At 67.0% G+C, this 25044-nt stretch carries 27 protein-coding genes; 15 read left to right on the top strand and 12 right to left on the bottom strand.

All coding sequences use genetic code 11. The annotated features are described in order from the left end of the window. Nucleotides 1-89: 89 nt before the first annotated feature. Nucleotides 90-1259 carry an ROK family transcriptional regulator gene (locus JOF29_RS34910; protein WP_209698623.1) on the bottom strand — a complete coding sequence of 390 codons (1170 nt, stop codon included), beginning with the start codon at nucleotides 1257-1259 and terminating at the stop codon, nucleotides 90-92. Between the two features lie 206 nt (nucleotides 1260-1465). Between JOF29_RS34910 and JOF29_RS34905 the strand changes: the two genes are divergently transcribed. The 4 genes from JOF29_RS34905 to JOF29_RS34890 are packed head-to-tail and all read left to right on the top strand — an operon-like array spanning nucleotide 1466 to nucleotide 5573. Continuing rightward, nucleotides 1466-2491: a LacI family DNA-binding transcriptional regulator gene (locus tag JOF29_RS34905; RefSeq protein WP_209698622.1), complete on the top strand. Its 1026-nt coding sequence runs from the start codon at nucleotides 1466-1468 to the stop codon at nucleotides 2489-2491. Next, entirely contained in the window at nucleotides 2488-3789 is a 1302-nt protein-coding gene (locus JOF29_RS34900) for an ABC transporter substrate-binding protein (RefSeq protein ID WP_209698621.1), read from the top strand. Before JOF29_RS34905 ends, JOF29_RS34900 begins: the two co-directional genes overlap by 4 nt. A 1-nt stretch (nucleotide 3790) precedes the next feature. Further along, complete coding sequence (locus JOF29_RS34895) at nucleotides 3791-4741, top strand: carbohydrate ABC transporter permease (RefSeq protein WP_209698620.1); 951 nt, start codon at nucleotides 3791-3793, stop codon at nucleotides 4739-4741. After that, nucleotides 4734-5573, top strand: coding sequence for a carbohydrate ABC transporter permease (locus JOF29_RS34890; protein WP_245359748.1), 840 nt, complete (start codon nucleotides 4734-4736; stop codon nucleotides 5571-5573). Before JOF29_RS34895 ends, JOF29_RS34890 begins: the two co-directional genes overlap by 8 nt. On the opposite strand, the gene JOF29_RS34885 is transcribed toward JOF29_RS34890, so the two are convergent. Further along, nucleotides 5536-6477 (bottom strand): LysR family transcriptional regulator, encoded by a 942-nt coding sequence (locus JOF29_RS34885; protein WP_209698619.1) that lies wholly within the window; start codon nucleotides 6475-6477, stop codon nucleotides 5536-5538. The two genes, JOF29_RS34890 and JOF29_RS34885, sit on opposite strands and share 38 nt — an antisense overlap. 141 nt (nucleotides 6478-6618) lie before the next feature. Here JOF29_RS34885 and JOF29_RS34880 point away from each other — a divergent pair, with 141 nt between their 5' ends. Then, entirely contained in the window at nucleotides 6619-8784 is a 2166-nt protein-coding gene (locus JOF29_RS34880; RefSeq protein WP_209698618.1) for an alpha-galactosidase, read from the top strand. Here the strand turns inward: JOF29_RS34880 and JOF29_RS46185 are convergent. From JOF29_RS46185 to JOF29_RS46180, 6 genes are all read right to left on the bottom strand, one after another. Beyond that, the gene (locus JOF29_RS46185; RefSeq protein ID WP_372446398.1) at nucleotides 8687-9124 is read right to left on the bottom strand and encodes a DUF6372 family protein; all 438 of its coding nucleotides are present in this window, start codon (nucleotides 9122-9124) and stop codon (nucleotides 8687-8689) included. The genes JOF29_RS34880 and JOF29_RS46185 overlap by 98 nt on opposite strands. 789 nt (nucleotides 9125-9913) lie before the next feature. Beyond that, a complete protein-coding gene (locus JOF29_RS34875) occupies nucleotides 9914-10129 on the bottom strand; it encodes a hypothetical protein (RefSeq protein ID WP_209698617.1) in 216 nt (71 codons plus the stop codon). Nucleotides 10130-10542: 413 nt separating this feature from the next. Further along, nucleotides 10543-11172 carry a ferritin-like domain-containing protein gene (locus JOF29_RS34870; protein WP_209698616.1) on the bottom strand — a complete coding sequence of 210 codons (630 nt, stop codon included), beginning with the start codon at nucleotides 11170-11172 and terminating at the stop codon, nucleotides 10543-10545. Nucleotides 11173-11184: 12 nt separating this feature from the next. After that, nucleotides 11185-11844 (bottom strand): ferritin-like domain-containing protein, encoded by a 660-nt coding sequence (locus JOF29_RS34865; RefSeq protein ID WP_209698615.1) that lies wholly within the window; start codon nucleotides 11842-11844, stop codon nucleotides 11185-11187. Nucleotides 11845-11905: 61 nt separating this feature from the next. After that, nucleotides 11906-12604: a class E sortase gene (locus JOF29_RS34860; protein ID WP_209698614.1), complete on the bottom strand. Its 699-nt coding sequence runs from the start codon at nucleotides 12602-12604 to the stop codon at nucleotides 11906-11908. A 114-nt stretch (nucleotides 12605-12718) separates the two neighbouring features. After that, nucleotides 12719-14266: a molybdopterin-dependent oxidoreductase gene (locus JOF29_RS46180; RefSeq protein ID WP_443667605.1), complete on the bottom strand. Its 1548-nt coding sequence runs from the start codon at nucleotides 14264-14266 to the stop codon at nucleotides 12719-12721. Between the two features lie 202 nt (nucleotides 14267-14468). Between JOF29_RS46180 and JOF29_RS34850 the strand changes: the two genes are divergently transcribed. The 5 genes from JOF29_RS34850 (at nucleotide 14469) to JOF29_RS34830 (ending at nucleotide 18071) form a co-directional block, all read left to right on the top strand. Further along, nucleotides 14469-15152 carry a fasciclin domain-containing protein gene (locus JOF29_RS34850; RefSeq protein ID WP_209700163.1) on the top strand — a complete coding sequence of 228 codons (684 nt, stop codon included), beginning with the start codon at nucleotides 14469-14471 and terminating at the stop codon, nucleotides 15150-15152. A gap of 76 nt (nucleotides 15153-15228) precedes the next feature. Beyond that, nucleotides 15229-15879, top strand: coding sequence for a sigma-70 family RNA polymerase sigma factor (locus tag JOF29_RS34845; RefSeq protein WP_209698613.1), 651 nt, complete (start codon nucleotides 15229-15231; stop codon nucleotides 15877-15879). Continuing rightward, nucleotides 15876-16607 carry an anti-sigma factor gene (locus tag JOF29_RS34840; RefSeq protein WP_209698612.1) on the top strand — a complete coding sequence of 244 codons (732 nt, stop codon included), beginning with the start codon at nucleotides 15876-15878 and terminating at the stop codon, nucleotides 16605-16607. The genes JOF29_RS34845 and JOF29_RS34840 overlap by 4 nt, the downstream gene beginning before the upstream one ends. 157 nt (nucleotides 16608-16764) lie before the next feature. Further along, complete coding sequence (locus JOF29_RS34835) at nucleotides 16765-17283, top strand: sigma-70 family RNA polymerase sigma factor (protein ID WP_209698611.1); 519 nt, start codon at nucleotides 16765-16767, stop codon at nucleotides 17281-17283. Continuing rightward, nucleotides 17280-18071: a ferritin family protein gene (locus JOF29_RS34830; RefSeq protein WP_209698610.1), complete on the top strand. Its 792-nt coding sequence runs from the start codon at nucleotides 17280-17282 to the stop codon at nucleotides 18069-18071. The genes JOF29_RS34835 and JOF29_RS34830 overlap by 4 nt, the downstream gene beginning before the upstream one ends. A 129-nt stretch (nucleotides 18072-18200) precedes the next feature. Here the strand turns inward: JOF29_RS34830 and JOF29_RS34825 are convergent, their stop codons facing one another. Genes JOF29_RS34825 through JOF29_RS34815 form a run of 3 tightly spaced genes read right to left on the bottom strand, consistent with a single transcriptional unit; the run spans nucleotide 18201 to nucleotide 20305 of the window. Continuing rightward, complete coding sequence (locus JOF29_RS34825) at nucleotides 18201-18611, bottom strand: hypothetical protein (RefSeq protein WP_209700162.1); 411 nt, start codon at nucleotides 18609-18611, stop codon at nucleotides 18201-18203. After that, nucleotides 18611-19987, bottom strand: a complete 1377-nt coding sequence (locus tag JOF29_RS34820) for a DUF4331 domain-containing protein (protein ID WP_209698609.1) — start codon at nucleotides 19985-19987, stop codon at nucleotides 18611-18613. The genes JOF29_RS34825 and JOF29_RS34820 overlap by 1 nt, the downstream gene beginning before the upstream one ends. A 39-nt stretch (nucleotides 19988-20026) precedes the next feature. Then, on the bottom strand, nucleotides 20027-20305 hold the full coding sequence (locus JOF29_RS34815; RefSeq protein ID WP_209698608.1) for a hypothetical protein: 279 nt from the start codon (nucleotides 20303-20305) through the stop codon (nucleotides 20027-20029). A gap of 221 nt (nucleotides 20306-20526) precedes the next feature. Here JOF29_RS34815 and JOF29_RS34810 point away from each other — a divergent pair, with 221 nt between their 5' ends. From JOF29_RS34810 to JOF29_RS34800, 3 genes are all read left to right on the top strand, one after another. Then, on the top strand, nucleotides 20527-20667 hold the full coding sequence (locus JOF29_RS34810) for a hypothetical protein (RefSeq protein WP_245361309.1): 141 nt from the start codon (nucleotides 20527-20529) through the stop codon (nucleotides 20665-20667). A 46-nt stretch (nucleotides 20668-20713) separates the two neighbouring features. Further along, a complete protein-coding gene (locus tag JOF29_RS34805) occupies nucleotides 20714-20908 on the top strand; it encodes a sialidase family protein (RefSeq protein ID WP_209698607.1) in 195 nt (64 codons plus the stop codon). A 116-nt stretch (nucleotides 20909-21024) separates the two neighbouring features. Continuing rightward, nucleotides 21025-22152 carry a site-specific integrase gene (locus JOF29_RS34800; RefSeq protein WP_209698606.1) on the top strand — a complete coding sequence of 376 codons (1128 nt, stop codon included), beginning with the start codon at nucleotides 21025-21027 and terminating at the stop codon, nucleotides 22150-22152. A gap of 337 nt (nucleotides 22153-22489) precedes the next feature. Here the strand turns inward: JOF29_RS34800 and JOF29_RS34795 are convergent, their stop codons facing one another. Continuing rightward, nucleotides 22490-24034 (bottom strand): ankyrin repeat domain-containing protein, encoded by a 1545-nt coding sequence (locus JOF29_RS34795; protein ID WP_209698605.1) that lies wholly within the window; start codon nucleotides 24032-24034, stop codon nucleotides 22490-22492. A gap of 256 nt (nucleotides 24035-24290) precedes the next feature. On the opposite strand from JOF29_RS34795, the gene JOF29_RS34790 reads away from it, so the two are divergent. Beyond that, on the top strand, nucleotides 24291-24521 hold the full coding sequence (locus JOF29_RS34790) for a type II toxin-antitoxin system VapB family antitoxin (protein ID WP_209698604.1): 231 nt from the start codon (nucleotides 24291-24293) through the stop codon (nucleotides 24519-24521). After that, on the top strand, nucleotides 24518-24931 hold the full coding sequence (locus JOF29_RS34785) for a PIN domain-containing protein (protein WP_209698603.1): 414 nt from the start codon (nucleotides 24518-24520) through the stop codon (nucleotides 24929-24931). Before JOF29_RS34790 ends, JOF29_RS34785 begins: the two co-directional genes overlap by 4 nt. Nucleotides 24932-25044 lie beyond the last annotated feature (113 nt).

Here is a 25044-nt window from a genome sequence, read left to right as displayed (position 1 = left end):
CGAACGCGACACGCAGATGTGATGCGGGCTGTTCCGCGAGGCGCATGTTTCCGGCGCTGACAACGATGCCCTTCGAGCGCCTCACGGTCTCAGACGGCGAAGGCCGCTTCGGCCGGCAGGAGCTGCGTAGGTGGCTGGATGCTGTCCAGCCCGTAGATGCGGTCCGGGAACCGCGCGAAGGCCTGGTCGATCGCACCGACCAGCACGCCTTCGGTCACGAACTCGGCACCGACGATGCGCGGATCGACCGGCGGCCCACCCTCGATCGCATCACGGAGCGCCGCCCGCAACGGCTTCGCGAGTACGCTCGCGTACCTGCCGAGCCGCCCACCCAGCGCGATCACGTCCGGGTCGACCGCCAATACCAGACCGGCGAGCGGCGCTGCCATCGCCTCGACCAACTCGTCCAGTTCCGCGGTGTCAGCAGGCTCATCCGAGCCATCGGCCAGTCGATGCAGCACCTCGTCCATTCGGCCGACATCGCTGAAGTACGTCTCGAGCCGGCTCCTGCGCCGACCGAAGGCCTTCAGTACACCGAACTCGCCCGCAACCCCGCTCCGCCCCCGGACGACGGCACCATCGATGAGAATCCGGGCCGACAGGTTGTAGAACGTCTCGGCGAAAACCGCGGTCGCCGCCCCACGCAGGGCGCCCAGGCGTGACTCGGCGATCGCGCCCAGCGTCAGGTCGTTGTCCAGCACGACTGGGACACCGAGCAGGTCCGACAACTGCCTGCCGACGTTGCCCTCGGTCCACGGCTTGATCAGCGGCGACGTCAGCATGCTTCCGTCCGGGCTCGGCACGCCCGAGGTCCCGACTCCGACCGCTCGCAGCAGGGACCGGTCGACTCCGGCCTCGTCCACGACATCACGCACGGCCGCCACGACCGGATCGAGAGCCGGGCGATCGCTGGTCGGCGTCGGCGGCCGAAGGGATCCGACTCGCACCCACCGTCCGGCGAGGTCGGCCAGCGCCACCTTGACCGTCGTACCGATCAGATCGACACCGACGACGTACCCCGCGTCGGCCCGGAACCGGGACACCCGCGCGGGCCGGCCGCCGCCTTCGTGCGGCAGGACGGAGTCCACCCTGTACTCCGCGAGCCCCATCTCAGCAAGCCTGGCAAGCGCGACGTCGACCGTCTGTCGCGAGGTTCCGGCAGCTTCCGCGATCTCGGAGACCGTGCCGGCACCGAGAGTACGCAGGGCCGTCAGGCAGCTTGCCCTCGACGCCAGATCACCGAAACTCTTCGCCCGCATCTGTCTCCTGCATACGAAAGGGATTCCGAAAGTTAGCACATAAGGCCAAGAGCTCAGCGACGGACGGCCCGTCGATACTTCCGGACTCGTTTTGCAATACGGCCATTGCTCCTTGCGCATCGCGAAGTCCTTGTGACGACCCGGGCTGTTCCCACAGGCTGCCTTAAACGATTAAGAGGACACGCAATACGACGGGATGGTTCACGATGCGACGGGTCACCCTTCGCGACGTCGCCCGAGCGGCCGGCGTCTCCATTGCGACCGCGTCGTACGTGCTCACCGGTCGAAGCCGCATCGACTCCCGGGCCAAGGTGGCCGAATCCACCGAGCTCCGGGTCCGTGAGGCCGCCAGGCGGCTGCACTACCGTGCGAACGCCTCCGCCCTGGCCACTCGCACCGGACGTACGGGACAAGTACTGCTCGCCATGACGGTCACCTCCGATCCCTGGGTGCAGGCAGTTGTCTCGGCCGTCAGCGAGGAACTTGAGAAGCACGACGTACAGGCCCTCGTTCTGCCCGACGGCAACTGGTACGGCGCCCTGCAACGGATGAACCCGGACGCGGTCTTCATCGACGGGTTGTGGGGCGCGGTCGACGTGGCACACGTCGACGAACTGGTTGCCGGCGGGCAGCGGATCATCGTCCTGGGCGAGAACCTGCCCGGCGGCGGGTACGACGTCATCGAGTCGCGCGCGACCGCGGGCTGCGAACTCTCGATGCGTCACCTGATCGGCCTGGGTCACGACCGGATCGCCTGTCTGACGGTGGAGCCCCACACCGAGGACCGGCCCAACCGCGCCGCGGTGTACCTCGCCGAGATGGCGGCGAACGGCTACCCGATCCCCCAAGGTTTTCTGCGGGCGGCCGGGTCGACGCCGCTCGGCAGCTACCAGGCGGCGTCCGATCTGCTCGACCTGCCGGATCCGCCGTCGGCGATCTTCTGCGCCTCGGACTATCTGGCGCTCAGTGTCGTCAAGTCGGCAGAACGCCGCGGGATCCGGATTCCCGGCGAACTGTCGGTCGTCGGCGCCGGCAACATCCCGGACGGCACGATGAGCACCCCGGCGCTGACAACCGTTGGCGCGGCCGACGAGTACGGCGAGATCGCGCGGCAGGTACGCCGCCGCGCACTCGGGGACGACACCCGCGCGACCCGCGCGGTCCTCGAGTGGTCGCTGTTCGAACGCGGCTCCACCAGTCATCCAAGAACTTCTTCTGGAGATACCCAATGACACGAAACCTGATCAACCGGCGCACAGTGCTCGCCGGGCTCGCATCGTCCGCCGTGGCCGGCGTCCTGGCAGGCTGCGGCGGGAACGGGGGCAGCGGCGGAGGAAGTGGTGGTGAGGGCGAAACCGGCAAGGCCGACCTCACCTTCGCCACCTGGGAGTCATACACGGCCAACGCGATCAAGAAGCAGCTCCCGGCCTTTCAGCAGAAGTTCCCGGGGATCAAGCTCGAGGTCACCCTGACGCCCTGGAAGGACTACTTCACCAAGCTGCAGACCCAGGCGAGCGCGGGCAACGCACCCGACCTGTTCGCGATGAACGGCGTCCAGTTCGACCTCTACGCCTCCGAGGGCATGATCGACCCGATCGACGAGCTCGTGTCCGGCGGCCAGCTCGACCTGGCGAAGTACCCGAAGTCGCTGGTCGAGCGGTACGTCTGGCAGGACAAGCAGTACGGCGTACCGAACAACTTCGACTCGGTCGCGCTGTTCTACAACAAGTCGATCTTCGACAATGCGGGTCAGCAGTACCCGACCGACGACTGGACCTGGGACCAGTTCCTGAGGACCGCCGCGGCGATCAGCGCGAAGCTCAAGGGACAAGGGATCTACGGGTTCACGCCGGCGATGGGCGACTCGCAGATCACCTACTACAACTCGATCCCGGCGGCCGGCGGCTACGTGATCGACCGGAAGCAGAACAAGTCCGGGTATGACCGGCCCGAGACGATCGAAGGGCTGAAGTTCTTCGGCGACGTGCTGAACAACGGCACGTCACCGACGATCCAGCAGCTGACCGACATCCCCGGGACCGACTGGTTCATCAACGGCAAGGGCGCGATGACCTGGGCCGCGTCGTACAACCTGTCCGACCTGTCCGGGTCGAAGCTGGCGAAGGACTTCCAGATCGTCCGGCTGCCCACGAAGAAGACCAACCAGTGCGTCCTCAACGGCACCACGACGGTCATCTCCTCGCGGTCCAAGAACAAGGCGGCCGCCCGCGAGGTGCTGAAGTGGATCGCCGGTCCCGAGTTCGCGGCAGCGGTCGCCGAGGACGGTCAGGTCATCCCGGCGTACGACGGCAGCCAGGGCGCCTTCCTGAAGACGATCCCGAACTGGAACCTGAAGACCTTCATCGATGCCGCCGCCGACGGCTATCTGTACCCGACGTCGAAGAACACCAAGGCGTGGGACCAACTCGAGGCTCCCACCCTGGCGCCGCTGTGGCAGGGCAAGGCGTCCGCAGACACGGTCGGCAAGAAGCTCGCTGCCGCGATGAACGACGCCCTGGCCAAGGAATGACATGACCGTTTCCCTCGATTCGCGCTCGCGGACGACCCCGTCGGGCCCGGAGGCGCCCCGCTCTCCTGGCCGGCGCCGGAACCGGTACGACGGCCTCGCGCCGTGGCTCTTCGTCGCGCCGACCGTGCTGGGCATCGGAGCGTTCTACGTCTGGCCGACCGCCCAGTCGGTGTACTTCAGCTTCACCAAGTGGGGCGCCTTCGGCGGTGTCAGCTGGATCGGGACCGCGAACTACACCCGGCTGTTCTCGGACCCGGACCTCCTCGTTGCTCTGGGCAACACTGTGCTGTACGCCGCGGTCGCACTTGCCGGCATCCCGTTGGCGATCTGGCTGGCGAGCCTGCTCAACCGGCCGGGCCTCCGGTTCCGGAGCTTCTTCCGGGTCCTCTTCTTCCTGCCTGTCGTCACGGTGCCGGCCGCCGTGTCGACGGTCTGGAAGCTGCTCTACAACGGCGACTACGGCATGATCAACTACGTCCTGTCGCTGGTCGGCATCAAAGGCCCTTACTGGCTGCAGACCCCGGTCGTCGCGGTAGTTGCGGTCGGCATCGTCGGCGTCTGGATGAGCCTCGGCTTCAACATGATCATCCTCGGCGCCGGCCTGCAGGCGATCTCCCCGGAGGTGTACGAGGCAGCCGAGCTCGACGGGGCGGGGCCATTCCGGCAGCTCGTGCACATTACGATTCCGCTGCTCACCCCGAGCATCTTCTTCCTCACCGTGATGACCGCCATCGGCGCCTTCAAGGTCTTCGACCTGATCTTCTTGATGATCGGGAACACCAGCCCGGTGATCAAGCAGACGCAGACCCTCGTCTTCTTCTTCTACAGCAAGGGATTCATGGTCAACGACAAGGGCTACGCGGCTGCGATCGGCGTCGTACTGCTGCTGATCATCGCCCTGGTCACCTACGGCCAGTTCCGGCTGCAACGAAAGTGGGTGCACTATGAGTGAGTTGCGCGCGCCGGGTCGACACGGATCGAACCTGGTCGCCTACCTGATCCTCGGGATCGGCGGGTTCCTGATGGTGTTCCCGTTCCTCTACCAACTGTCGGCGTCGTTCATGACCAACGCCGAGGTGCAGTCGATCCCGAAGCAACTGTTCCCCGGAGAGTTGCGCTGGGAGAACTACGTCAACGGCATCAACTCGTTTCCCTTCTGGGACCAACTCCGCAACACCGCCGTCTTCTCGCTGATCCGGACCGTCAGCCAGGTGCTGTTCTGCTCGCTGGCGGGCTACGCGTTCGCGCGGATGCGTTTCCCCTTCAAGAACCTCATCTTCGGCGTCCTGCTGTCGATCCTGATGATCCCGGGCGAACTGCTACTCATCAGCCAGTACCAGATCGTTCAGGCGCTCGGCTGGCTCAACACGATGGCCGGCCTGGTCGCTCCGGGCCTCGTCAGCCTGTTCGGCACGTTCCTGATGCGCCAGTTCTTCATGGGACTGCCGAAGGAACTCGAGGAAGCCGGCCGGATCGACGGCGCGGGACCAGCGACGATCTTCTTCCGGATCATGCTGCCGCTTGCCTCCCCCGGGCTCTCCGCACTCGCCGTGGTCACCCTGATCGACTCCTGGGGCTCATTCCTGTGGCCGTTGATCGTGGCCTCGCAGTCGGAGAAGATGACGCTGGCCGTCGGCATCGCGTCGTTCACCGGCGAACACCAGACGTTCTACCCACAGATCATGGGCGTGTCGCTGCTCGTCATGCTGCCGATGGTCGCGCTCTTCATCGCCTTGCAGCGCCGGGTCATCGCGGGTCTGGCATTCGCCGGTATGAAGGGCTGACCGATCCGTCAGGGCAGGCGACCGCCGGCGGGGTATGTCCCCGGAGATAGGTGATGAGCTCGCGCGCCGCCGCCGGGAAGGTACGACGGGGCGGGTACACGAGGTGGTAGTGATGCATCGGTGTTCGGTCCGCGATGCGCAGGATCGACACCAGTCCCGCCGCTGCCCACATCTGTGCGGCACTCGACGACACGACGGAGACGCCCGCGCCGGCGCAGACGGCCTCGATCACTGCGACCGGCCCAGTGAGCTGGGCCACCACGGTGGTCGGGTGGCCGGCCAGCAGATCGCGCATCAACTCGAGGGTGCGAGACCCGTTCTCCCGGGCCACCAGTGGCTGGGCCGCCAGTTCCGCCACCGGGATCGGATCCGGGAGGTCCGTCCCGGCCCTCGCGACCACCACCAGGTCGTAGGACCGGAACGGCTCCCCGCCGAGCGGCCGTACGCCGGCGGACAGCGGAGTCACCGCCACGTCGACCTGTCCGTCGTCGATCATGGACTGGACCTGCTCGGTGTTGCCGATCAGCAGCGAAACAGAGATTCCGGGATGTTCACGCCGGAACCCGGCCACGATGCCCGGCAGCACATGGCTGCCGATGCTCGTCGTCGCCGCAAGCCGAACAACACCCCGGCGCGCGCTCCGAAAGTCCACCAGCACCTGCTCGGCGTCCTGGAGGTCGGACAGGATCCGGTCGACCTGCTCGAACAGGGCGAGGCCGGCGTCGGTGAGCCTGATGCCCTGCCGGGCGCGGACGAACAGCTCGACCTTGTAGTGCTCCTCGAGCCGCCGGATCTGGTTCGAGACATGCGGCTGGGAGGTGTACAGCTCGCGCGCGGCACTGGAGAACGACAGACTCCGCGCGACAGCGCAGAAGACCTCGAGTCGCTGCAGCGTGACGGCCATAGCTCAGACGGCCCTCATCAGCGAGCGCGGCGCAGACGAAGTACGCACATCCCACCTCGATTTATGTAAGGATTTACGTAAGCTATCACAAAACCTGCTCCAGCTCGATCGAGAGGCTGGACTTTCCGCCATGGAGGCCCCGTGACCGACCGATCCGCTGCCGGCAGCCGCCCGCAGATCATTCATCTGCGGGCGGAGGGATGCTCCCTGCTGCTGGAGGTGGCCGCCGGGCAGTTGCCGTACGTACGGCACTGGGGCGCCGACCTCGGCAGCCTCGACCGGGCGGCGGCGGAAGCTGCCGTGCTGGCCGCCGGCGGAGCCGGACAGCGAGCCGGGGAGCTCATCGTCGAGCCACCGCCCGTGCTGCCGGAACCGCGAAGCGGGTGGATGGGCCGGCCGGGCCTGCAGGGATCGCGTTCCGGCCGAGGATGGTCAACCGCGTTCGGCGTCGAATCCGTCACCATCGACGGAGCAGCGGCTGCGGACTATCGAGAGACCGGTGCCGCCACGGTCCAGGTCGACGCGCTCGATGCCGAGGCAGCCCTGCGACTCGGGCTGACGATCGAGATGCTGCCGTCCGGACTGGTCCGGATGCGGGCCGAGCTCGGCAACGAAGGCGCCGACTACGACCTCGACGAACTCTCTCTGTCACTCCCGGTGCCTGCCCGGGCGACCGAGCTCGTCGACTTCACCGGGCGTTGGGGCATGGAGAAGTACGTCCAGCGTGAGCAGTTCGCCGTCGGCACGCATCTGCGCGAGAACCGGCGCGGGATGACCGGACACGACACGGCGTACGTCGTCCATGCGACCGTGCCCGGCAGCGACTTCGAGCACGGTGAGACGTGGGGTGTTCACGTCGCCTGGAGCGGCAACCACCGGCACACGGCCGAGCACGACACCACCGGCCTCCGGCTGCTCGGCGGCGGCGAACTCCTGTTGCCCGGCGAGATCACCCTCACTCACGGCCAGACCTACCGCACGCCCTGGCTGTACGCGTCGTACGGCGAGGGACTGGATGCCGTGGCCCACCGGTTCCACGCCTACCTGCGGTCCCGCCCGCAGCACGTGGACGCCCGTCGACCCGTCACCCTCAACGTCTGGGAGGCGGTCTACTTCGACCACGACGCCGACCGCCTCATCGAACTGGCCGCGCTGGCCGCCGACGTCGGCGTGGAAAGGTTCGTCCTCGATGACGGCTGGTTCGGCGGCCGACGCAATTCGCGTGCCGGGCTTGGGGACTGGACGGTGGCGTCCGAGGTATGGCCCGACGGGCTGCACCCGCTGGTCAAGGCCGTCACTGCGGCGGGCATGCAGTTCGGCCTTTGGTTCGAGCCGGAGATGGTGAACCTCGACTCCGACCTTGCCCGTGCACATCCGGACTGGATCCTCGCAGCACGCGCCGGGCTGCCGATCGAGCAGCGCAACCAGCACGTGCTCAACCTCGCGATCCCCGAGTGCTACGACACGATTCTCCAGCAGGTACTGCGAATTCTCGACGAATACGACATCGAATACGTCAAGTGGGATCACAACCGGAACCACGTGGAGGCCGGCAGCCAGGTGTGCGGCGGCGCACCCGGTGAGCATGAGCAGACGCTCGCGTTTTACCGGCTGCTCGCCGACATCAAAGCGGCCCATCCGGACCTGGAGATCGAGTCATGTGCCGGTGGCGGCGGCCGGACCGATCTCGGCGTACTCGAGCACACCGACCGAGTTTGGGTATCGGACTGCATCGATCCGCTGGAACGCCAGCGGCTGCAGCGCTGGACCGCCCAGCTGATCCCCACCGAACTGATGGGCTCGCACATCGCGTCGGCCAGATCGCACACCACCGGCCGGCGGCACGAGCTGTCGTTCCGTGCCTCGACCGCGCTGTTCGGCCACCTCGGGGTCGAATGGGACCTGGCGTCGGCGACCGAGGAAGAGCGTCGCGAGCTCGCGCAGTGGATCGCCCTGTACAAGAAGCATCGGCACCTGATCAACACCGGTCTGGTCTACCGCGGGCCCGACCCGGATCCGGCGGTCTGGATTCACGGCGTGGTCGCGCCCGACCGGTCCGAGGGACTGTTCGAGGTCGCGTCACTCACCTGGGCAGTACCGGGAGCGCCGCTGTGGACCCGGCTCCGCGGCCTCGACGCCGAGCGACGATACCGGGTCAGCCTCATCGGCGTCGGTGAACAACCAGCGACCCAATGGACAACCGAGACGCTCACCATGCCAGGGTCGGTGCTGACAAAGATCGGCCTGCCAGTGCCGGAGCTCCACCCCGAACAGTCCCTTCTGATCCACGCCGCGAGGCTCCAGTAATGGAAGCGCGTCTCCGCCGCTGCTGATGGCCATCCTGTCGGCCATGTCCGACGACGGCGATCACCATGCAACGGTGGCGGTGGCTCGAACTTGCGGACCTCGTAACCCCGTCGGGTGATATGCACTTCCTACATGAGCTGTTGACCAGTAGGGCGATCGCGTCGTAGCAGGCCGCGCAGATCTGCAGGGGATCGGTGATTTCGGCGGCCGTCCACGGGCGAGGCCTGCGCGACGATGCGCAAGCCGAGCGGTCCGGCTCCAGACAGGTTCCGTGGCCGCCGTGGCCGAGCTGGCACGCGCAGCGGCATCCGCCCGGTGCGTGTTGCTCCCAGGCGAACACGACCTTCTGTGTCAGGTCCAGGATGGGAACGCCGGGCCGATCGTCATGGCAGCATGGTGGTCAGGGGCCGGTGGCGTTCAGCACCGCTGTACGGCCGACTGGCCCGACGTGGAAGGACCGATGCGCGGCGATCGTGGCCAGCAGGCTTACGCCGGGACACAGGCCGGCTCGCCTGATTCCGGCGCATAGCTGCGCCGTGTCCTGCTGTGGTGGTACAGAATCGGGAACCGACCAGGCCGGCTATTCACTGGACAGCGGCGGTTGCTGGAGGCAAGGGTTTCCGCTGCTTGCTCTTCAGGGTGGTTGCTGGGGCAACTGCTGGTTTGGCGTTGGATTGCCTGAAGGACGCTGGGATCGAGCAGGTGTTGGGGTGGATTCGCCGTCCTAGGCCAGACAGGCGCGCCCGCCAGTTCGGCTGACCTGGTCGACCACCCCATCACGTTCAAGGATCCCGACGGTCACCTGTTTGACAACCCCGGAGGCGATGGAATCCGTGAGCATGCAGCCCTGCCGGCTCTCACGCGAGACGGCCGCTGAGTGATTGCTTCCAGCTGCTCAAGAAGCCTCGCCGGGAAAGCAGGCTGCCTGTCACCGAGGATCGCCAATGCGCGTGCGGCGCGAGCGCGTGCGGCCTCACCTCGACCCCCGATAAGCCAACGCCAGCCAGCTGAGCGTCTCGGGCCTAGAGGACCTCGCTCTGCCGCTCGTCCCAGATGTCCAGAGCCGACGTGAGCCGGCGGACAGCGGCCTCGGGCCGGCCTAGCGCGAGATGCGCTGCGCCGAGGTGCTTCAGTGCATTCGCCTGACCGTGACGGTGCCGGCCTCCGAGATCACGTCGAGGACCAACGCGCGCCGTGTAGCGTCCGCCGCGTCCAGCGCCGGCGGCGCCACCTGGGCCAATGTGTGCAGCAGCATCGGTACGTGGAATACGCCGGCGCCGGGCAGGTCGTCGTACAAGTGCCACGGGCCGCACACAAAGCACGCGTCCAGGTCCGGTTCGGGCACGTCGGCCAGTGGTCGAAATGGTGGGGCATCGACAACGTGTTCCTCGGGAACCGCATCTGCACCCCGCAATCAGGAGGACTCGTGGTCGGACACGTCACCGACAGCACGAACACACGCATCAACGGAGCCGCCGTCGCCGGCGGCCTCAGTGGAGACGCCAGCCCGGTCGCCACCCCGACGACCCGAACACCGGTGACGGCCTCTATTGGCTGTTCTCACCCGCAGGCGACCAGCAGTTCACAGCCTCGATGCACGGCTACTCCGACCGCACCGCGTCTGTAACGGTCTCAGCGACCAGATCTCCAAGTTGGAGTTCGCCCTCGCAGAAACCCCCGCCTGATCCCCGTGCCGGCCGGCCCAGGCATCCATCCTGGGCCTGCCGGCAACGCTCGAAACCCGCCGTCTCCGCCGCGTTACAACGTGATCGCAGCAACGACCTTCCCCGGGTCCTGCAGGAACGGGGCCACCGCCTTGAGGACGTCCGCCTTCGGGATTCCGACCTCGGTCGAGCCCATGTAGACGCCGCCCTCGGCCTTCAGGCCGAGCAGGTTGCCGACGACGGCTGCATGCCGGGCCTCGACACCGAAGATGCCGGCTGCGGCCTGCAGGATCATCTTGTCCTTCACGAACCCCGCGGCACCCAGGTACGCGCCCACGCCTTTGTTCTCGAAGATGTGCGACGTCGTCAGATAGCTCTTCCGGTTCTCGAACGCTCCGCCGAAGTCGACTGCGGGCGCGCCGACCGGCGTACCGCCGAGCTTCTGGATCGTTGCGGTGACGGTCGCGACGTGCGACGCCTCGTCGGCACCGATCTGCATCAGGTACTTCTTCTCCGTGCCCTTCAGCAGGCCTGCCGAATTGCCCTGGCGATAGAACTCGGCCTCCAGGTACTCCAGCGTCAGTGCGTAGTTCAGGACCTCGACGTCGCTGCTGAAGTCCTTCGCGCTGGCCAGCTCGAAACCATGGCTCAAAGCACCGAGTGCGGCACCGGGCGCCACCATGGAGGCGTTGCCGTGGATCAGATCACGAACGGTGTCAGTCATCAGCTGTCCTCCTTACTTCGCAATGAACGGCATGGCGGCCTTGAGCACCGACGCCATTCCGAGATGGGCTTCGATCGGGGCCGGGAACGGGTTCCCGCCCGAGATCTGGGCGATGATCGCGGCGTGCCGGGACTCGACCCCGGCGATCGACGCCGCCGCGGCCAGAATGTGACCGTCCTTCACGAGCGGCACCTGACCGTGATACGCCTTCACGCCCAGCTCCTCGAACGTGCCGGCCGTCCTCAGGAACGCCTCCCGGCTGGAGAAGGTGCCCGCCGGGAACTTCACCTTCGGCGCCGCCACCGGCTTGCCACCCAGATCCTGGATGGTCGTCCTGACCGCCGTTACGTGATTGGCTTCGTGCTGCTGGATCGGATCGATCAGCGCCAGCTCGCGACCCTTCAGGACCTTGGCCTTCAGGCCCGTCGTGTAGAACGCCGACTCCAGGTACTCCAGCGTCAGCGCGTAGTTCAGGATGTCGAGATCGCTCTTCGCGGCCTGCGGTCCGAACCCGCGATCGGTGGCGCTGAACGCCACCGGATCACCCAGCCGCGATGCGGCGTACGTCAGGCCGACTCCGACCAGCGCCGCGTTGCGCAGGAAGCTGCGCCGGCTCTGCTCGTCGGCGAACTCGAGGACCGGACGGCCCCCGAAGATCTTGCTGATACCCATGACTCTCCTCGATGGATCGATTCACGGTGCGAACAGTTCGAAGCTGCCAGGTATCGCCTCCCTAACCGGCGCGCGCCTGGACGACGATGCGCTGGTAGTGGGCGGTGATCGGGTTGCAGGCGAACAAGGTGATGAGCTTCTCGCCCGGTCTGTTGGGTTGCTTGAGGACGAAGGCGACGTACTGCGCCTGCGGAACGATCGTGGTTCTGACGATCTTGTACGTCGTTCGCGTCGAGCCGACCGTGGCGATGATCGGATCGCCAGGGCGCAGCCGGTCCAAGTACAGGAACGGCTTCTCGTGCGTACTGCGATGCCCGCTGATCACGCTGTTCCCCGGGCTGCCCGGCAACGGCGTACCCGGCCAATGACCGACCCCGTGCACCAGCGCGGCCTCGTCGACGCCGTTGTTCAGCGGCTGTCTCACACCCAGCCTGGGGATCTCCAGCTCGCCCAGGTGCAACTGCTGCCCCGGCTTCGCCCGGATCGCCTCGATCGGCGCACCGGCGGCCGGGTTGTCCCCGGCCGGGAACTGTGGCTCGACTGGCTTCCCGGCCCGGAGCTGATCAAGCATCCGGTTCACCAGAGCCTCGTCATCGGCCGGAGGCGCCGACGGCCGCGCCGCCTTCGACGCGGCAGGTGCCGGAGCGCCCGCCGGCAGTTGGGCACCGTCAGGGCCGAAGGCAACAACCGCGACCGCTACCAGGACAGCGAAGACGCTGCTGGCAGCGAGCCAGCGCCAGATCGGTTTCCAGGCTCTCATCGGAGCTCACCGAGACAGGTCAGGGCGGGCTGGGCACGATCTTCTGGCATTGCCGATCATCTCCTCACGAGAAGCACTGACCAGGCCTTCGGAGCAATCGCCGGCTCGGATGGGTCACTCGACCATGAAGACGGTGTTGTGCAGCCCGCTCGACCCGTTCGGGCGCGGTGGCGCCTGGTCGGCGGTCTGCAGCCGGCCTGTCCCGTCCGTCGCCCGCACGGTCAGCTTGTGCGTGCCGGGGGTGGCGTTCCAGCGGAAGGTCCACTGGCGCCAAGTGTCGACGGTGTCCTGCGCAGCCAACTGCGCTTGCTGCCACGGACCGTCGTCCAACTGAACCTCCACCTTCCGGACACCCCGCCGCTGAGCCCATGCGACACCGGCCGCGACGGCCGGACCAGCCTTCAGAGTCGCGAAGCCCTTCGGCACGTCGATCCGTGAAGCAGTCTTGATCGGGGCTTCCACGGCCCACCCGCGCTCGGTCCAGTACGCCGCGAAGTCCTGGAACCTGGTGACCTCGAAATCGACGATCCACTTCGTCGCTGACACGTATCCGTACAGCCCAGGAACCACCATCCGGACCGGGAACCCGTGCTCGAAGGGCAACGGCTCACCGTTCATCGCCACCGCGAGCAGGGCATCCCGCCCATCGGTGAGTGCGCTCAACGGCGTACCGATCGTCAGGCCGTCGACGCTCGTGGACCGCACGGCGTCTGCTCCGCTCCGGACACCAGCTTCCTTGAGCACGTCGGCGATCGGTACGCCGATCCAGCGCGCGTTCCCGACGTACGGGCCGCCGACCTCGTTCGAGACGCAGGTCAGGGTGATGTCCCGCTCGACCAGCCGCCGGTTCACCAGGTCGCCGAGCGACAGCCGCAGCTCCTTGTCCACCATGCCGTGCACCCGCAGCTCCCACTGGTCGGGATTGATCCGCGGGACCTCCAACAGTGTGTCCACCCGATAGAACCTCGGGTTCGGCGTCACGAAACGAGCCACACCCGGTGCATCCACCTGTGCGCCCGCCGGAATCGCAGGAGCCCGATCCGTCGGACGCGGCACACGGAACTTCGCCCTGGCCGCCTCACCCGTCCCAGTCGACACCAGAGCCGACACGCCGACGCCACCAGCTGCGGCGGCCGCCAGCGCCGACACCGTCAGCAAGAATCGGCGCCGGTCGAATCCCGGCGGTCGCTCCTGCTCCTCACCAGCAGGCACCGTAGCCTCCTCACGAGAAGGCACCGGTGCGCTCACCCGCGGACGGTTCAGGGCACGAACGACCAAATACATGCCGACGACTGCAACGACGAAGCTCACCGACGCCGGAACGAGCCGCAGGATCACACTGGCGGTCGCCGAGCGACTCGTCACCGCGAAAACGATGCCGACAGCACCTAATAGTGCGGCGATCCCGACCGCCGCACGGCGCAGCTGGGGACACGCACTGCTGCCGAGCACACCGGCGACCACTGCGACGAGGACGAGCGTCACTGAGATGCCAATCCGCAACAACGTCCGGTCAGCCGTACCGAGCTCACGCACTGCCCAGTCCTTCACCGGACCTGGAGACCAGTCGATCACCTGTACGCCGACCGCGTCGACCGGCCACGGCCCGCCGGACAAGTCGGCGGCGAGGTACCCGAGGCCGAGGGCTGCTCCCGCCGCCATCAATCCGCCAAGGCCGCCGGCAGCACGTCGTATCGCCTTCTCGCTCATGTCAGGTGTTCGACGCCGGGTACGCCGCGGATCGGTCAGATCCGCGGCAGAAAGAATCTTGCTGACAGCACCCATCCGGATCCGGGCCGGCACCGAATCGTAGCTGTCAGGTGTGAGCGAAGCCGCTCGCGTCCCCATCAGGAAAGAGATCGTCATGTCCCGAAAGATCGTCCGCGCGGGCTTCGCCGCGACCACACTGGCACTCCTTCTCGCCAGCGCCGCCTGCAGCGGCAGCAGCAACAACACATCGAGCAGCTCGCCCTCCACCAGCACGTCGTCGTCCTCCGCCCCCGCGGAGACGCCCAGCGAGACCCCGAGCACGACCCCGTCGACCAGCAACGCCTCGGGCGGCATGGTCGGCCCCGGGTGCGCCGCCTACGCCAAAGCCAACCCAGCCGGCGCCGGCTCCATCGACGGCATGGCCGCCGCACCCGTCGCCACCGCAGCCTCCGGCAACCCACTCCTCAAAACCCTCGTCGCCGCCGTCTCCGGCAAACTCAACCCCAAAGTCAACCTCGTCTCCACCCTCAACGGCGGCGAATTCACCGTCTTCGCCCCCGTCGACACCGCCTTCGCGAAAATCCCCGCCGCAACCATCAACACCCTCAAAACCAACAGCGCCCTACTCACCAAGATCCTCACCTACCACGTAGTCGCCGGACAACTGGACCCGACCGCAGTCGTCGGCAAACACCCAACCGTCGAGAAGCAAGACCTCACCGTCACCGGCTCCGGCGACAACCTCAAGGTCAACGGCGCCAACGTCATCTGCGGCGGCGTCAAGACCGCCAACGCCACCGTCTACCTGATCGACTCCGTCCTGATGCCGCCGGCCTGATCGGCCACAGCTGCCCCGTGGACCGGACCGATGCCACCGACCCCCGTCACCACATGCCGCTGGCATCGGTCCCTGCATGACACGTTCTACGATTGACTCACCCAGCAGAGGACGAACCGTGACCGATCACGTGGCGCTTCCCTGGCCAGGCTCCAACGGACCACGGCCTGGCGCGGAGCTGCACGAACTCATGACTCGGGTTGCCGGTGGAGACGCAACGGCTTTCAGTTCGCTGTACGACCTGACCATGCCACGCGTCTTCGGTCTGGTACGCCGGGTCGTGCGCAACCCGGCGCAGTCCGAGGAAGTGGCCCAGGAGGTGATGATCGACCTGTGGCGTACGGCGAACCGTTACGACCCGGCCCGCGGGTCCGTCCACTCCTGGATCCTGACCATCGCCCACCGCCGGGCCGTCGACCGGGTGCGCTCCGAACAGGCCGCCGTCGAGCGCGAGACGGCGGTGGCGGCCCGATCCGTCGATCCGGCGTTCGATCAGGTGTCCGACACCGTGACCAACCGGCTCGAGGTCGAACAGGTCCGCCGCTGCATGGACACCCTGACCGACCTGCAGCGCGAGTCGGTCACCTTGGCCTACTACAACGGCTACACCTATCCCGAGGTCGCCGAGCAGCTCGGCGCCAAGCTACCGACGATCAAAGCGAGAATGCGCGACGGCCTGATCCGGCTCCGCGACTGCCTCGGAACCGCTGGGGGGCAAACGCCATGACCGAACCCGACGTCCACACCTTGGCCGGCCCCTATGCGCTCGACGCACTACCGGACACCGAACGAGCCACCTTCGAGCAGCATCTCGCGAGCTGCTCGTCGTGCGCGGCCGAAGTCGACGAGCTCCGGGAGGCCGCCGTACGGCTTGCCGCCGATGTCTCCACGCGGCCGCCCGCAGCCCTCAAGGCCAACGTCATGGCCGCTATCGGGGAAGTCCGCCAACTGCCACCACTGGTTCGTGATTCCTCGGGCAACGACAACGCCGAGACCGGGACACGGCGAGTCCGTAGGCGCACGATGCTGGCACTGGCCGCCGCGGCCTTGGCAGTGGCCGCCAGCGGCGGCATCGCGATCGACCAGTACCACGAGAAGTCGCTCGTCGCCCAGGCCAACGACCGACTCACCGCCGTGTTGGCTGAACCTGACGCCACCGCCGTCCACAAGGACGTGGACGGCGGTGGCCAGGCCACGGTGGTCACCTCGAACCGCGCGGACGCGGCTGTCGTGGTCCTCCGTGGCCTACGGCAACTGCCGAACAACGAGACCTGGCAGCTCTGGCTCATCGACCAGTCACAGGTCGCGCACTCGGTCGGCCTGGCAAGCGGTGACCTGACCCGTCTCATCAGCGGCGGGGTCAAGGGAAAGGTCGCCTTCGGTCTCACGGTCGAGCCCGCCGGCGGCTCCGCGAAGCCCACACTTCCCGCTGCCGCGCTCGTCCCGATGACCTGATCGGTCCGGGTGCCGTGACGTGATCTCGATGCAACAACCGCGGCTTCCACATCACCATGAAGCCTAATGTGGAGGCTGATGGTGTAAGACTGTTATCGGTCCAACAGCGTCGGCCAGCCCCACGATCACGCCCCCAGGGCGCAGAGAAGTGAGCTACATGCCTGAGGTGCCCGTAGCCTACGCAGCAATCGTCGCGTCACTCGACCAACTGGATTCTCCAGACCGCCGCGCGGCAGTCGCCGCCCTCTATGAGGCTCTGAGCGGTCCTCTGTACGGAGTGGCGCTCGGTATGAGCGCCTGTCCCGAGAAGGCCCAGGCCATCTGCCTTCAAGTCTTCAGGTACTTGTGCCGCAACCACGGCGAATACGACCCCAATCGCGAATCGCTCGTCCAGTGGGCCACTCAGTTGGCGCACAGGTTTGCGGTCCTGGCGGGCGACGAGCACCGCACAGGCGACCTCCTGCGATCGGAGCGACTGTCGGACGAGCAACGGCGCGACCTGGCCCAGGCGTACTTCGGCGGTCTCACCTACTACGAGATCGCCCGCCATCGCGGAACCGAGCCGCAGCGGGTCGCCGAAACCCTGTCCGCGGGTCTACGTAGCCTCAGCCGGCCTGCACCCACTGATCGGTCAACTCCCATCCACCCGGGAGGTGGCGCCGAACACCCTGTATGAGCTTCGATGTCGCAACGTACGCAAGCACAGCACAACGACTGCGGTGGGACGACCTCGACCTCGGCCAGTTCCGCACCCAGCGGCTGTCCTCCGGGGCGTTGCAGTGCCTGCGGTACATGAGCGACGTCGAGACTCACACCGTCTGTTACCTGCGGGACCTCCTGGTCACCCCCTCGCACGCGGACCCTGAGGTGACCACATTCCTGACGATGTGGAACTACGAGGAGTACTGGCACGGCGAGGTGCTCGACGCAGTCCTCGACGTGCACGACGTACCCACCGGCCCCGAGCACACGCGGGCACTGCGCAAACGCCTCGGCTGGCAGGATCGTGTGTCACCGATCGTGCAATCCCTGCTCGCCAACGTCCTTGGCCCGGACTTCATCGCCACGCACATGACCTGGGGCGCGATCAACGAGTGGTGCACTCATGCCGGGTACACGCGGTTCATCGCCGTCGAGGACAACCCGCTCCTGACCGAGATCTTGCACCGCATCGCCAAACAGGAGACCCGCCACATCGCGTTCTACAACAGCCAGGCGCGCAGCCGGCTGCAGGACAACCCTCGCGCGCAGCGAATCACCCGCTTCGCCCTTCGGCACGGCTGGGGAATCGTCGGCTCCGGAGTCATGCCCGAGGAGGACGTACGCCACCTTCTGAGGTACCTCTTCGGTGGCCCCGACGGTCTGAGCCAGGCACGCAGGATCGACGCCAAGATCGACACCCTGCCGGGCCAGGACGGCCTGCATCTGGTCGAAGGTCAGCTGTACAAGTACGGCGTCGCCTGATCATGCCGCTATACATCGCAATAAGGTACGCCGGACCGGCGCCCGTACGTCGCTCGATGGTAGATGGGTGATACGTCCGTGACCGCCGGAAGTGGTTCGGCTTCCGGCGGTCTGTAGCTGAGTCGCGGCCTACTGCGGCCAGGCGGCCTCTGTCACCGAGCCTCCGGCGACATCCACCTTCAACCGCACGGGTCCGTCAGGACGGACATACAGCTCGTAGCTGCCTTGTGGGACTTCGAAGAAGACCGCCGAGTGCACAATCTCCCCCGCCGGCGAGGGCCGAGGCACTACCGCCACATGCGGCAACACGCCCGCGTGCCCATGAGCATGACCATGCCCGTGCGCGTGGCCGTGGCCGTAATGTTCGGTGTGGCTGCTCGAGAAAACCGTGCGCCCGGTCGGGCGGAGTTCGATCTCCTCACCGTCGAGTTCCGCCGGCATCGTGATGACGAGTGCCCCGATATCGCCGCCGATGTCGAGCAGGACGGACGATCCCTTGCCCGCGTGCGGATTCTCGACCGATGTCGCGTCGCCGGTCATCACGCGGCCGGGGTGCCGGGCTTGGACTGGTATCCGCCTGCCGGAGTACCGAGATACGGGAACGACGTGAGGTAGTCCGAGTTCGTGTTCGACGTACCGTCCTTGATCGCGGACGTCGCCGCGTCAGGCTTGAACGTCGGATCGACCAACGGGATCGTGAGACCCGCGACAGCACGTAGCTCCACGGTGACCACGTCGTCGAAAACCCTGCGCCCGTTGGGGAAACCTGCCGCATCACCGGCCACCAGCCCCAGCGGATTCGGCGACTTCGAGGGCGGGACCGCGACGTTGAGACGCAGCAGATCGGCCGGCACCGGCCCCGTGGAGTTCTGGAATCCCGGTACGACTCCCTTCGGAATCCCGGTCAGCAGAATCGCCGCCAGATCCGCGCGGGGCTTCTTGTACGCCGCAAGATGCGGGAAGACGCCTGGATACAGTACCGGCAGCAACCCGGCAAGCTCGGGCTTCGTCACGTACTCGGCGAACCGCTTGTCGTCGTGCGGAGCCTGGCTGTTCCACTTGTCCTTCTCCGCCATCGGCACGATGACCTCATTGAACAAGGGGTTTCCGAGCCGGGACACCTGCTTGTGCGGACCGTTCCAGATCGCGATGCCCAGCACGTCGTCCAGGATCTTCGACGCTTGCCGGCTCGCGGACGCGTAGACGCCGATCACGGCCTTCGGATCCATCACGTCAGTTGGCTTCCGCCCGTCGCGGGTCAGGTCCGTGATCGGGACCTGGAGCGCGATGGTGTGCACGTTGGATCCTTGCAGACCGTTCACGCCCATCGCGGCGGCCGACGGGATCAGGTGGGCCATCTGGAACGGCCGCAGCGTCCCGAGGTCGAAGATGCTGCCGAGGTCGGCGAAGAACCCGTCGGCGCGCTGACCTGCGAAGACCTTGCGGTGCTTGCCGATGGTATGGATCGCCTCACCCGCGAGCTTCGCGTAGTTCGGCGTACTGCGAACGCCCACGTTCACCGGCGGGGCGAGCAGGTTGCGTGCGAGGACCCGGGAGAGACCGTCCTCGACCCTGGTGACGGTGTAGTACTGCGGCCGGTTCCATGTCGCGTCCGTGATGGAACTGATCGGTCCGGTGTTGTACAGGAAGGTCTTGTCGTTCCGGATCTTGGCGTGGAACCGGAACTGGTAGCTGATGTCGGCCCGGCCGGTACCGCTGTTGGAGATGTGGATCTGGTACAGGACGTCGTCACCGAACTCGTAGAAGTTCGGGCCCCCGTACGGGTTCTGGAACGGGATGAAGTTGGCGATCAACGTCACCGTGTCCGGCTGATCCGGGCTGACGAACGCGTAGACATCGGTGTTGTCCGCGACCGGGTCCTTCGAGATCTCAGGTGCTTCGCGATGCGAAGACATGACTTTCCTCCAGTGAAAGCTTGGTGTGAACTGCTCGGATCAGGCGGTGGTGACGCCGGCCAGGCGCGCGGCCAGTTCGCGATCGGTGACGACAACCTCGCGGTCCCCGACCAGGATCGCCATCTCCCCCTTACGCACGTCCTTCACGTGCACCACGAACGACTCGGCAGTCGCCAGGTCACCCGCCTGCAACTGGTCCCCACCCGCGGCCTCGGCCGCCCGCTCGCCGAACAACTTCGACCCCGCCATGGCGCCGACCGTCGCCGCGGTCCCCGCTCCCGCGAACACCAGGAAACCCCGGCGTGTTGCGTCACTCATGTCTGTCCCTTCCCTCTGGGTGGACGCCGGCGACAACCGCCCCGCACCGAGCCACCTGCGACTCGATCGCATGTGATGTGATCTGGATCACACCCGCGCCCGGAGGGTGTTCGGCGCGGGCGACGGTCCGGATGGGTCGGAAACAGAAATACTTCCGGCCATCTGCATCACCGGCGGCTCCGAAGGCCTAACGAACTGTTGCCGACGGGAAGAGCGAGCCTGTGTATGCACCGGCGCCGTTGAGGCGGCAACTGAACCGGGCCGGGCTGTTGCCGCTCGGGCCGGCGTTCGTCGCGACCGTTGCGTACGTCGATCCGGGGAACTTCGCCACCAACATCGCCGCCGGCGCGACGTACGGCTAGCGCCGCATGCCGCTCGGCGTACGGCGACCTGCCGTCGAATATTCACATGGTGCTGCGCCGCAGTACCGACAACGGCAAGACCTGGCAGGACCAACAGATCGTCCGCCAGGACCCGGCACCGCACGGGTACGGCGACCCGAGCTTCGTCGTCGATCGCCAGACAGGGCGGATTTATGCCCGCAGGTCACCTTTTATTCGACGCTTTCAGCCGCACGTCTCTCTCGCCGACCGCTCGTGCTGAACTCATCCGGTCGTGCTGTCTGTCACGTTACATAGCAGCGTCACCACCGAGCTAGCCGATCCTCTACGCCGGCCACGCGTTGAACAGGTAACGCTCACACCGGTTGGAGGAGACACATGCCGAGAACACCGTTGCCCATCGGAACCTGGGGAGAGATCTCCACCAGGACCCTCAAGACCACCAAGAACGGCAAGAACGGCAAGAACGGCAAGTCCGCCAAGCATCTGGCTCACGCCAGGTTCCGTGACCACGACGGCAAGGTCCGCGCCGTCACCGCTACCGGCACAACCAAGACCGCCGCCCGAACCGCGCTGCTCCTCAAGCTGCAGAACCGCGCCAGAACCAACCACTCCGGCGACCTCAGCACGAACCACAAGGTCAACCACCTGCTCGACCTGTCGGAGCGACGGTTCGCAGGACTGGTCGCTGACGGGACACGCTCACCCACTACTCTCGCCACCGACCGGCGCGCCCTCAACAACCATGTCCGTCCCGCGATCGGCGAACTCCACATCGGCGAAGCCACCACCCAGCGCCTCGACACCGTCCTCACCGACATCAAGCACCACGCCGGCGCCCCCACCGCCAGAACCTGCCGCGCCGTCATCTCCGGCGCCATGAAACTCGCCGTCCGCTACGGCGCCATCACCGTCAACCCCGCCCGCGAAGTCGACACCATCGAAACCAAACCCAAGAACCCACCCCGAGCCCTCACCACCAAAGAAGTCACCCTCCTGCAGAAGACCCTGACCACAGACGGGAATGCCTTGCAAGCCGACCTCCCCGACCTGGTCACGTTCATGCTCGGCACCGGAGTCCGCGTCGGCGAAGCCCTCGCCGTCCTCTGGAACCAAGTCAACCTCGATACCGGCAAGGTCGAAATCACCCACACCATCGCCCGGCCACCCGGCGAAGGCCTGATCCGCAAGACCACCAAATCCAGAACCGGCGAACGCGTCGTCAGCCTCCCCATCTGGGCCGCCACCAGCCTCCGCGCGCCACACCACCGGCACCCGTCCCGACGCCCCAGTCTTCCCCAACTCGATCGGCGGCTACCGCGACCCTTCCAACACCCGCCGAGCCGTCCGCACCGCCCTATCCCCCGTCGGCAGCACCGCCCGACGCGAGCTTGGCCAAACGCTCCGCGTCCTCCGGCGCCAAACCGCCCGCCAAATCGCCGACCAACTCGGCCAAGCCAAAGTCTCCATCACCCAAGACACTTACATGGGCCGCCGACCCGCTAACCCAGCGGCCGCCCAGGCCCTTGAACACGCCTTCGACGACCCAGAGCTCGCCTGACAACCAGAAGGCGGAAACACCATCATCCGTGGTGTATCTGTGGTGCTGACCGCTCCGATCTGCCGACGTGGCCTGAACCTGCCCTTGGCCACTCAACACCGAGGATCGCGGCTCTGTCGGGCCGATGCCGGGCGGCTCGAGGAGCGCCGGGGCCGCGCGTTCGACTGGCTGGCATGATGCGTTGGTGAGTTCGCCGATCTCACGGGTGTAGACGGTGGCCTGGGCGGGGCCGGCCGTTGTCGTTGGTTCCGGAGCGGGCGCGCGAGGCGGCGAGGAACTCCGTCAGTTGTCGCCGGTCTCCTCGGACACGCCGTGCTCGCGCAGGAGTTGCGCGATCTGAGGGCTGGGTGGCTTGGGATCCTCGGTGGACAACGTGATCTCGGCGATGGGTGCTCCGGCGTCGAGGAGCACTCGTACCGTGTCGACCCAGTCGGCGTCCGGGTTGTCGGTCGGGCGTTCGCCGCTTCCGACCATGGCCCAGACCAGTGGCGTGCTGTCCCGGGCCTCGAGGTCGGCGCCACGGATGAGCAGCAGCCGCACGGTGTCAGCGCTCCCGGAGTAGGCCGCGGCGTGCAGCGGCGTGGCACCGTCCCCGCCGCGGGTGTCGATGGGCAGCCCTAGGTCAAGGAGCAGGCGTACGGCGTCAGTCCGGCCTTCGTTCGCGGCGCGGATGACGACCGCCCGGTCCTCGGGGTCCAGTTGGTCGAGGCATACCAGGCCACGCTGCAGCATCCTCTCGGCGACGGCACGCTCGGCCCGCAGGCAGGCGGCGAGGAACAGGTCCACCTCGGTCGCGTCCGGCTCGGCGCCGTGACGCCGTAGGAGCTGGGCGAGATCGGCCCGGCCGAGCCGTACGGCGAGTTGGTACGGAGTCCGGCCGTCCGGGCCGGGAGTATCCGGGTCCGCGGCATGGTCCAGCAACAGCTGCAGCAGCTCGACCGGACAGCCGGCGTGAACGGCCGCGTACACCGTCGGCCACGGCGGATCGTCGACGCCGGCGCCGTACAACTCGGCAGGCGCCGCCAGGTTGGGGTTGGCTCCGGCCTCGAGCAGGAGTCGCACGGCCTCGGTGTCGCCGGTGCTGATCGGTGCGGCCAGCGCAGTCGTGTCGCGGAGATCGGTGGTACGGGCGAGTAGGAGGCGCAAGCTTCGGTGATCGTCGTCGCCGAAACAGGCCAGATACAGGTCGTGGTCGTCGGGTACGGCGCCGCGCTCCAGCAGCAATCCGACAACGGCGGGGTTCGCAGCTCCCGCCACCGCGCAACGCAACGGCGTCCAACCATCACGAGTCCGGGTTGCCGGATCGGCACCTGCGTCCAGCAGCAACCGCGCAACCGAAGCCAGACCGTCCGCACGCGCCAGGTCTAGGCGATGCCACCGCGACCCGCAGGCAAGGTGCAGCGGCGTCCAACCCGTCTGCGGGTCCGCCCGGGTCACGAACCCAGGAAACCGCGCCACCGCGTCGCCGACACGCGCGACGTCACCAAGAACAACCGCAGTCGCGAAGCCGTACCGGGCCAGCTCCGGCGTCGTGTCGAGCATCCGGACGGCCCGCCCGGTCCAGTCCCGGATGCTCGCCTCACAGAACGCTCTCGCCCGCTGGTCGACGTCCGTCGTACGCGCATCGACCGCGGCCTTCAGCCGTGCCCAACTCGCGAATCCGTACTCCCGCGCGAGCGCGAGCCGGGCCGCCGACAGCGTCACCGCATCGGAGACCTGGCCGATCCGGGCGAGCGCCGAAGCATCTCCGGAACGCGCCGCACGGACCAGCTCCCTGGCCCGACGGCGCAACTGATCCAGGTCGGGGCGGTCGGGAGGACTGGACATGACGACTCCTACCAGGCCCGTGGTCCGCGCAGCGAGCCGAGGAGATCGTCACCGACATGCCGATCAACCACAGAGGTGGACTCAGTCCTGTCCGCGGACCCGGAGGCGCCCTCTCACACCCACAACCGAGTCTAGCCGCGACGACAGATCGGTTCGATCCAGGACGACTTCGACTCGGCCGCGGCTCGGAGGCCGCAGCTCGCAAATGCCCCGATCTCGTTATATAATCACTCATATATCGAGAGAGGATCTCATCATGGCAATGACCAGCGTTGACCTGGACCCCGAGCTGGTCGAGCGCGCCCGGGCGCTCACCGGCGAGCGGTCGAACCGCGCCGTCCTCGACCTCGCACTACGCCGTCTCATCGCCTCGAAACAGAAAGGCGCGATGATCGACGGCATCGCGGCACTGAGCGACCTCGAAAGCGAACTCGGCGCACCGGTCGTCGCGCCGGGCCAGGCCAAGCCCCAGACGCAGGCCTCGTGACCGATTACCTGGTCGACAACTCCGTCTGGGCCAGGCTCGCATCCGGCGACTCCGGCATCACCGCGCGGCTGCGGCGCATAGAGCGCGCACCGGCTGATCTCTTCGTCACGTGCGCGCCGCAGGTGCTCGAGTTCTGCCACAGCGCCCGCACACCCGAAGAGCACGCACGCCACCGGAAGCAGATCTCCCTCGGATTTCCACTCGAGCACGCGCCCGACGAATCGCTGGTGCTCAGCATCCAAAGCGCCCTGTGGAACTCTGGCCTCATCCGCGCAGCGGGCTCACTCGACATCCTCATCGCCGGCTACGCCATCACCAACGACGCCACCGTACTGACCGCCGACCACGACTTCGACCACATCGCGACGGTCAGCGACCTGCAACACGAGTACGTCGCCCCCTCGCTTTGACGAGCGCCGGCGCGATATTCATCCGACCCGAGCACGGCCCGCAAACCATCGCGCACCTTCGCCGCCGGCGCTTCGGGTGGCTGCGGTCGCTTGATCTGTAGTCGGGTACGGGG

Source organism: Kribbella aluminosa, assembly GCF_017876295.1.
In the GTDB taxonomy this organism is placed as follows: domain Bacteria; phylum Actinomycetota; class Actinomycetes; order Propionibacteriales; family Kribbellaceae; genus Kribbella; species Kribbella aluminosa.
This window is presented reverse-complemented; position numbering and strand designations above follow the sequence as displayed.

Excerpts from the sequence above, each read along its gene's own strand:
- JOF29_RS34820 (WP_209698609.1), bottom strand. The coding sequence starts at position 19,987 with ATGTCTTCGCATCGCGAAGCACCTGAGATCTCGAAGGACCCGGTCGCG.
- JOF29_RS34835 (WP_209698611.1), top strand. The coding sequence starts at position 16,765 with ATGCCTGAGGTGCCCGTAGCCTACGCAGCAATCGTCGCGTCACTCGAC.
- JOF29_RS34840 (WP_209698612.1), top strand. The coding sequence starts at position 15,876 with ATGACCGAACCCGACGTCCACACCTTGGCCGGCCCCTATGCGCTCGAC.
- JOF29_RS34885 (WP_209698619.1), bottom strand. The coding sequence starts at position 6,477 with ATGGCCGTCACGCTGCAGCGACTCGAGGTCTTCTGCGCTGTCGCGCGG.
- JOF29_RS34815 (WP_209698608.1), bottom strand. The coding sequence starts at position 20,305 with ATGAGTGACGCAACACGCCGGGGTTTCCTGGTGTTCGCGGGAGCGGGG.
- JOF29_RS34865 (WP_209698615.1), bottom strand. The coding sequence starts at position 11,844 with ATGGGTATCAGCAAGATCTTCGGGGGCCGTCCGGTCCTCGAGTTCGCC.
- JOF29_RS34805 (WP_209698607.1), top strand. The coding sequence starts at position 20,714 with ATGGTGCTGCGCCGCAGTACCGACAACGGCAAGACCTGGCAGGACCAA.
- JOF29_RS34825 (WP_209700162.1), bottom strand. The coding sequence starts at position 18,611 with ATGACCGGCGACGCGACATCGGTCGAGAATCCGCACGCGGGCAAGGGA.
- JOF29_RS34860 (WP_209698614.1), bottom strand. The coding sequence starts at position 12,604 with ATGAGAGCCTGGAAACCGATCTGGCGCTGGCTCGCTGCCAGCAGCGTC.
- JOF29_RS34890 (WP_245359748.1), top strand. The coding sequence starts at position 4,734 with ATGAGTGAGTTGCGCGCGCCGGGTCGACACGGATCGAACCTGGTCGCC.
- JOF29_RS34845 (WP_209698613.1), top strand. The coding sequence starts at position 15,229 with ATGACACGTTCTACGATTGACTCACCCAGCAGAGGACGAACCGTGACC.
- JOF29_RS34795 (WP_209698605.1), bottom strand. The coding sequence starts at position 24,034 with ATGTCCAGTCCTCCCGACCGCCCCGACCTGGATCAGTTGCGCCGTCGG.
- JOF29_RS34830 (WP_209698610.1), top strand. The coding sequence starts at position 17,280 with ATGAGCTTCGATGTCGCAACGTACGCAAGCACAGCACAACGACTGCGG.
- JOF29_RS34895 (WP_209698620.1), top strand. The coding sequence starts at position 3,791 with ATGACCGTTTCCCTCGATTCGCGCTCGCGGACGACCCCGTCGGGCCCG.
- JOF29_RS34850 (WP_209700163.1), top strand. The coding sequence starts at position 14,469 with ATGTCCCGAAAGATCGTCCGCGCGGGCTTCGCCGCGACCACACTGGCA.
- JOF29_RS34790 (WP_209698604.1), top strand. The coding sequence starts at position 24,291 with ATGGCAATGACCAGCGTTGACCTGGACCCCGAGCTGGTCGAGCGCGCC.
- JOF29_RS34905 (WP_209698622.1), top strand. The coding sequence starts at position 1,466 with ATGCGACGGGTCACCCTTCGCGACGTCGCCCGAGCGGCCGGCGTCTCC.
- JOF29_RS34910 (WP_209698623.1), bottom strand. The coding sequence starts at position 1,259 with ATGCGGGCGAAGAGTTTCGGTGATCTGGCGTCGAGGGCAAGCTGCCTG.
- JOF29_RS34800 (WP_209698606.1), top strand. The coding sequence starts at position 21,025 with ATGCCGAGAACACCGTTGCCCATCGGAACCTGGGGAGAGATCTCCACC.
- JOF29_RS34900 (WP_209698621.1), top strand. The coding sequence starts at position 2,488 with ATGACACGAAACCTGATCAACCGGCGCACAGTGCTCGCCGGGCTCGCA.
- JOF29_RS46180 (WP_443667605.1), bottom strand. The coding sequence starts at position 14,266 with ATGGCGGCGGGAGCAGCCCTCGGCCTCGGGTACCTCGCCGCCGACTTG.
- JOF29_RS34870 (WP_209698616.1), bottom strand. The coding sequence starts at position 11,172 with ATGACTGACACCGTTCGTGATCTGATCCACGGCAACGCCTCCATGGTG.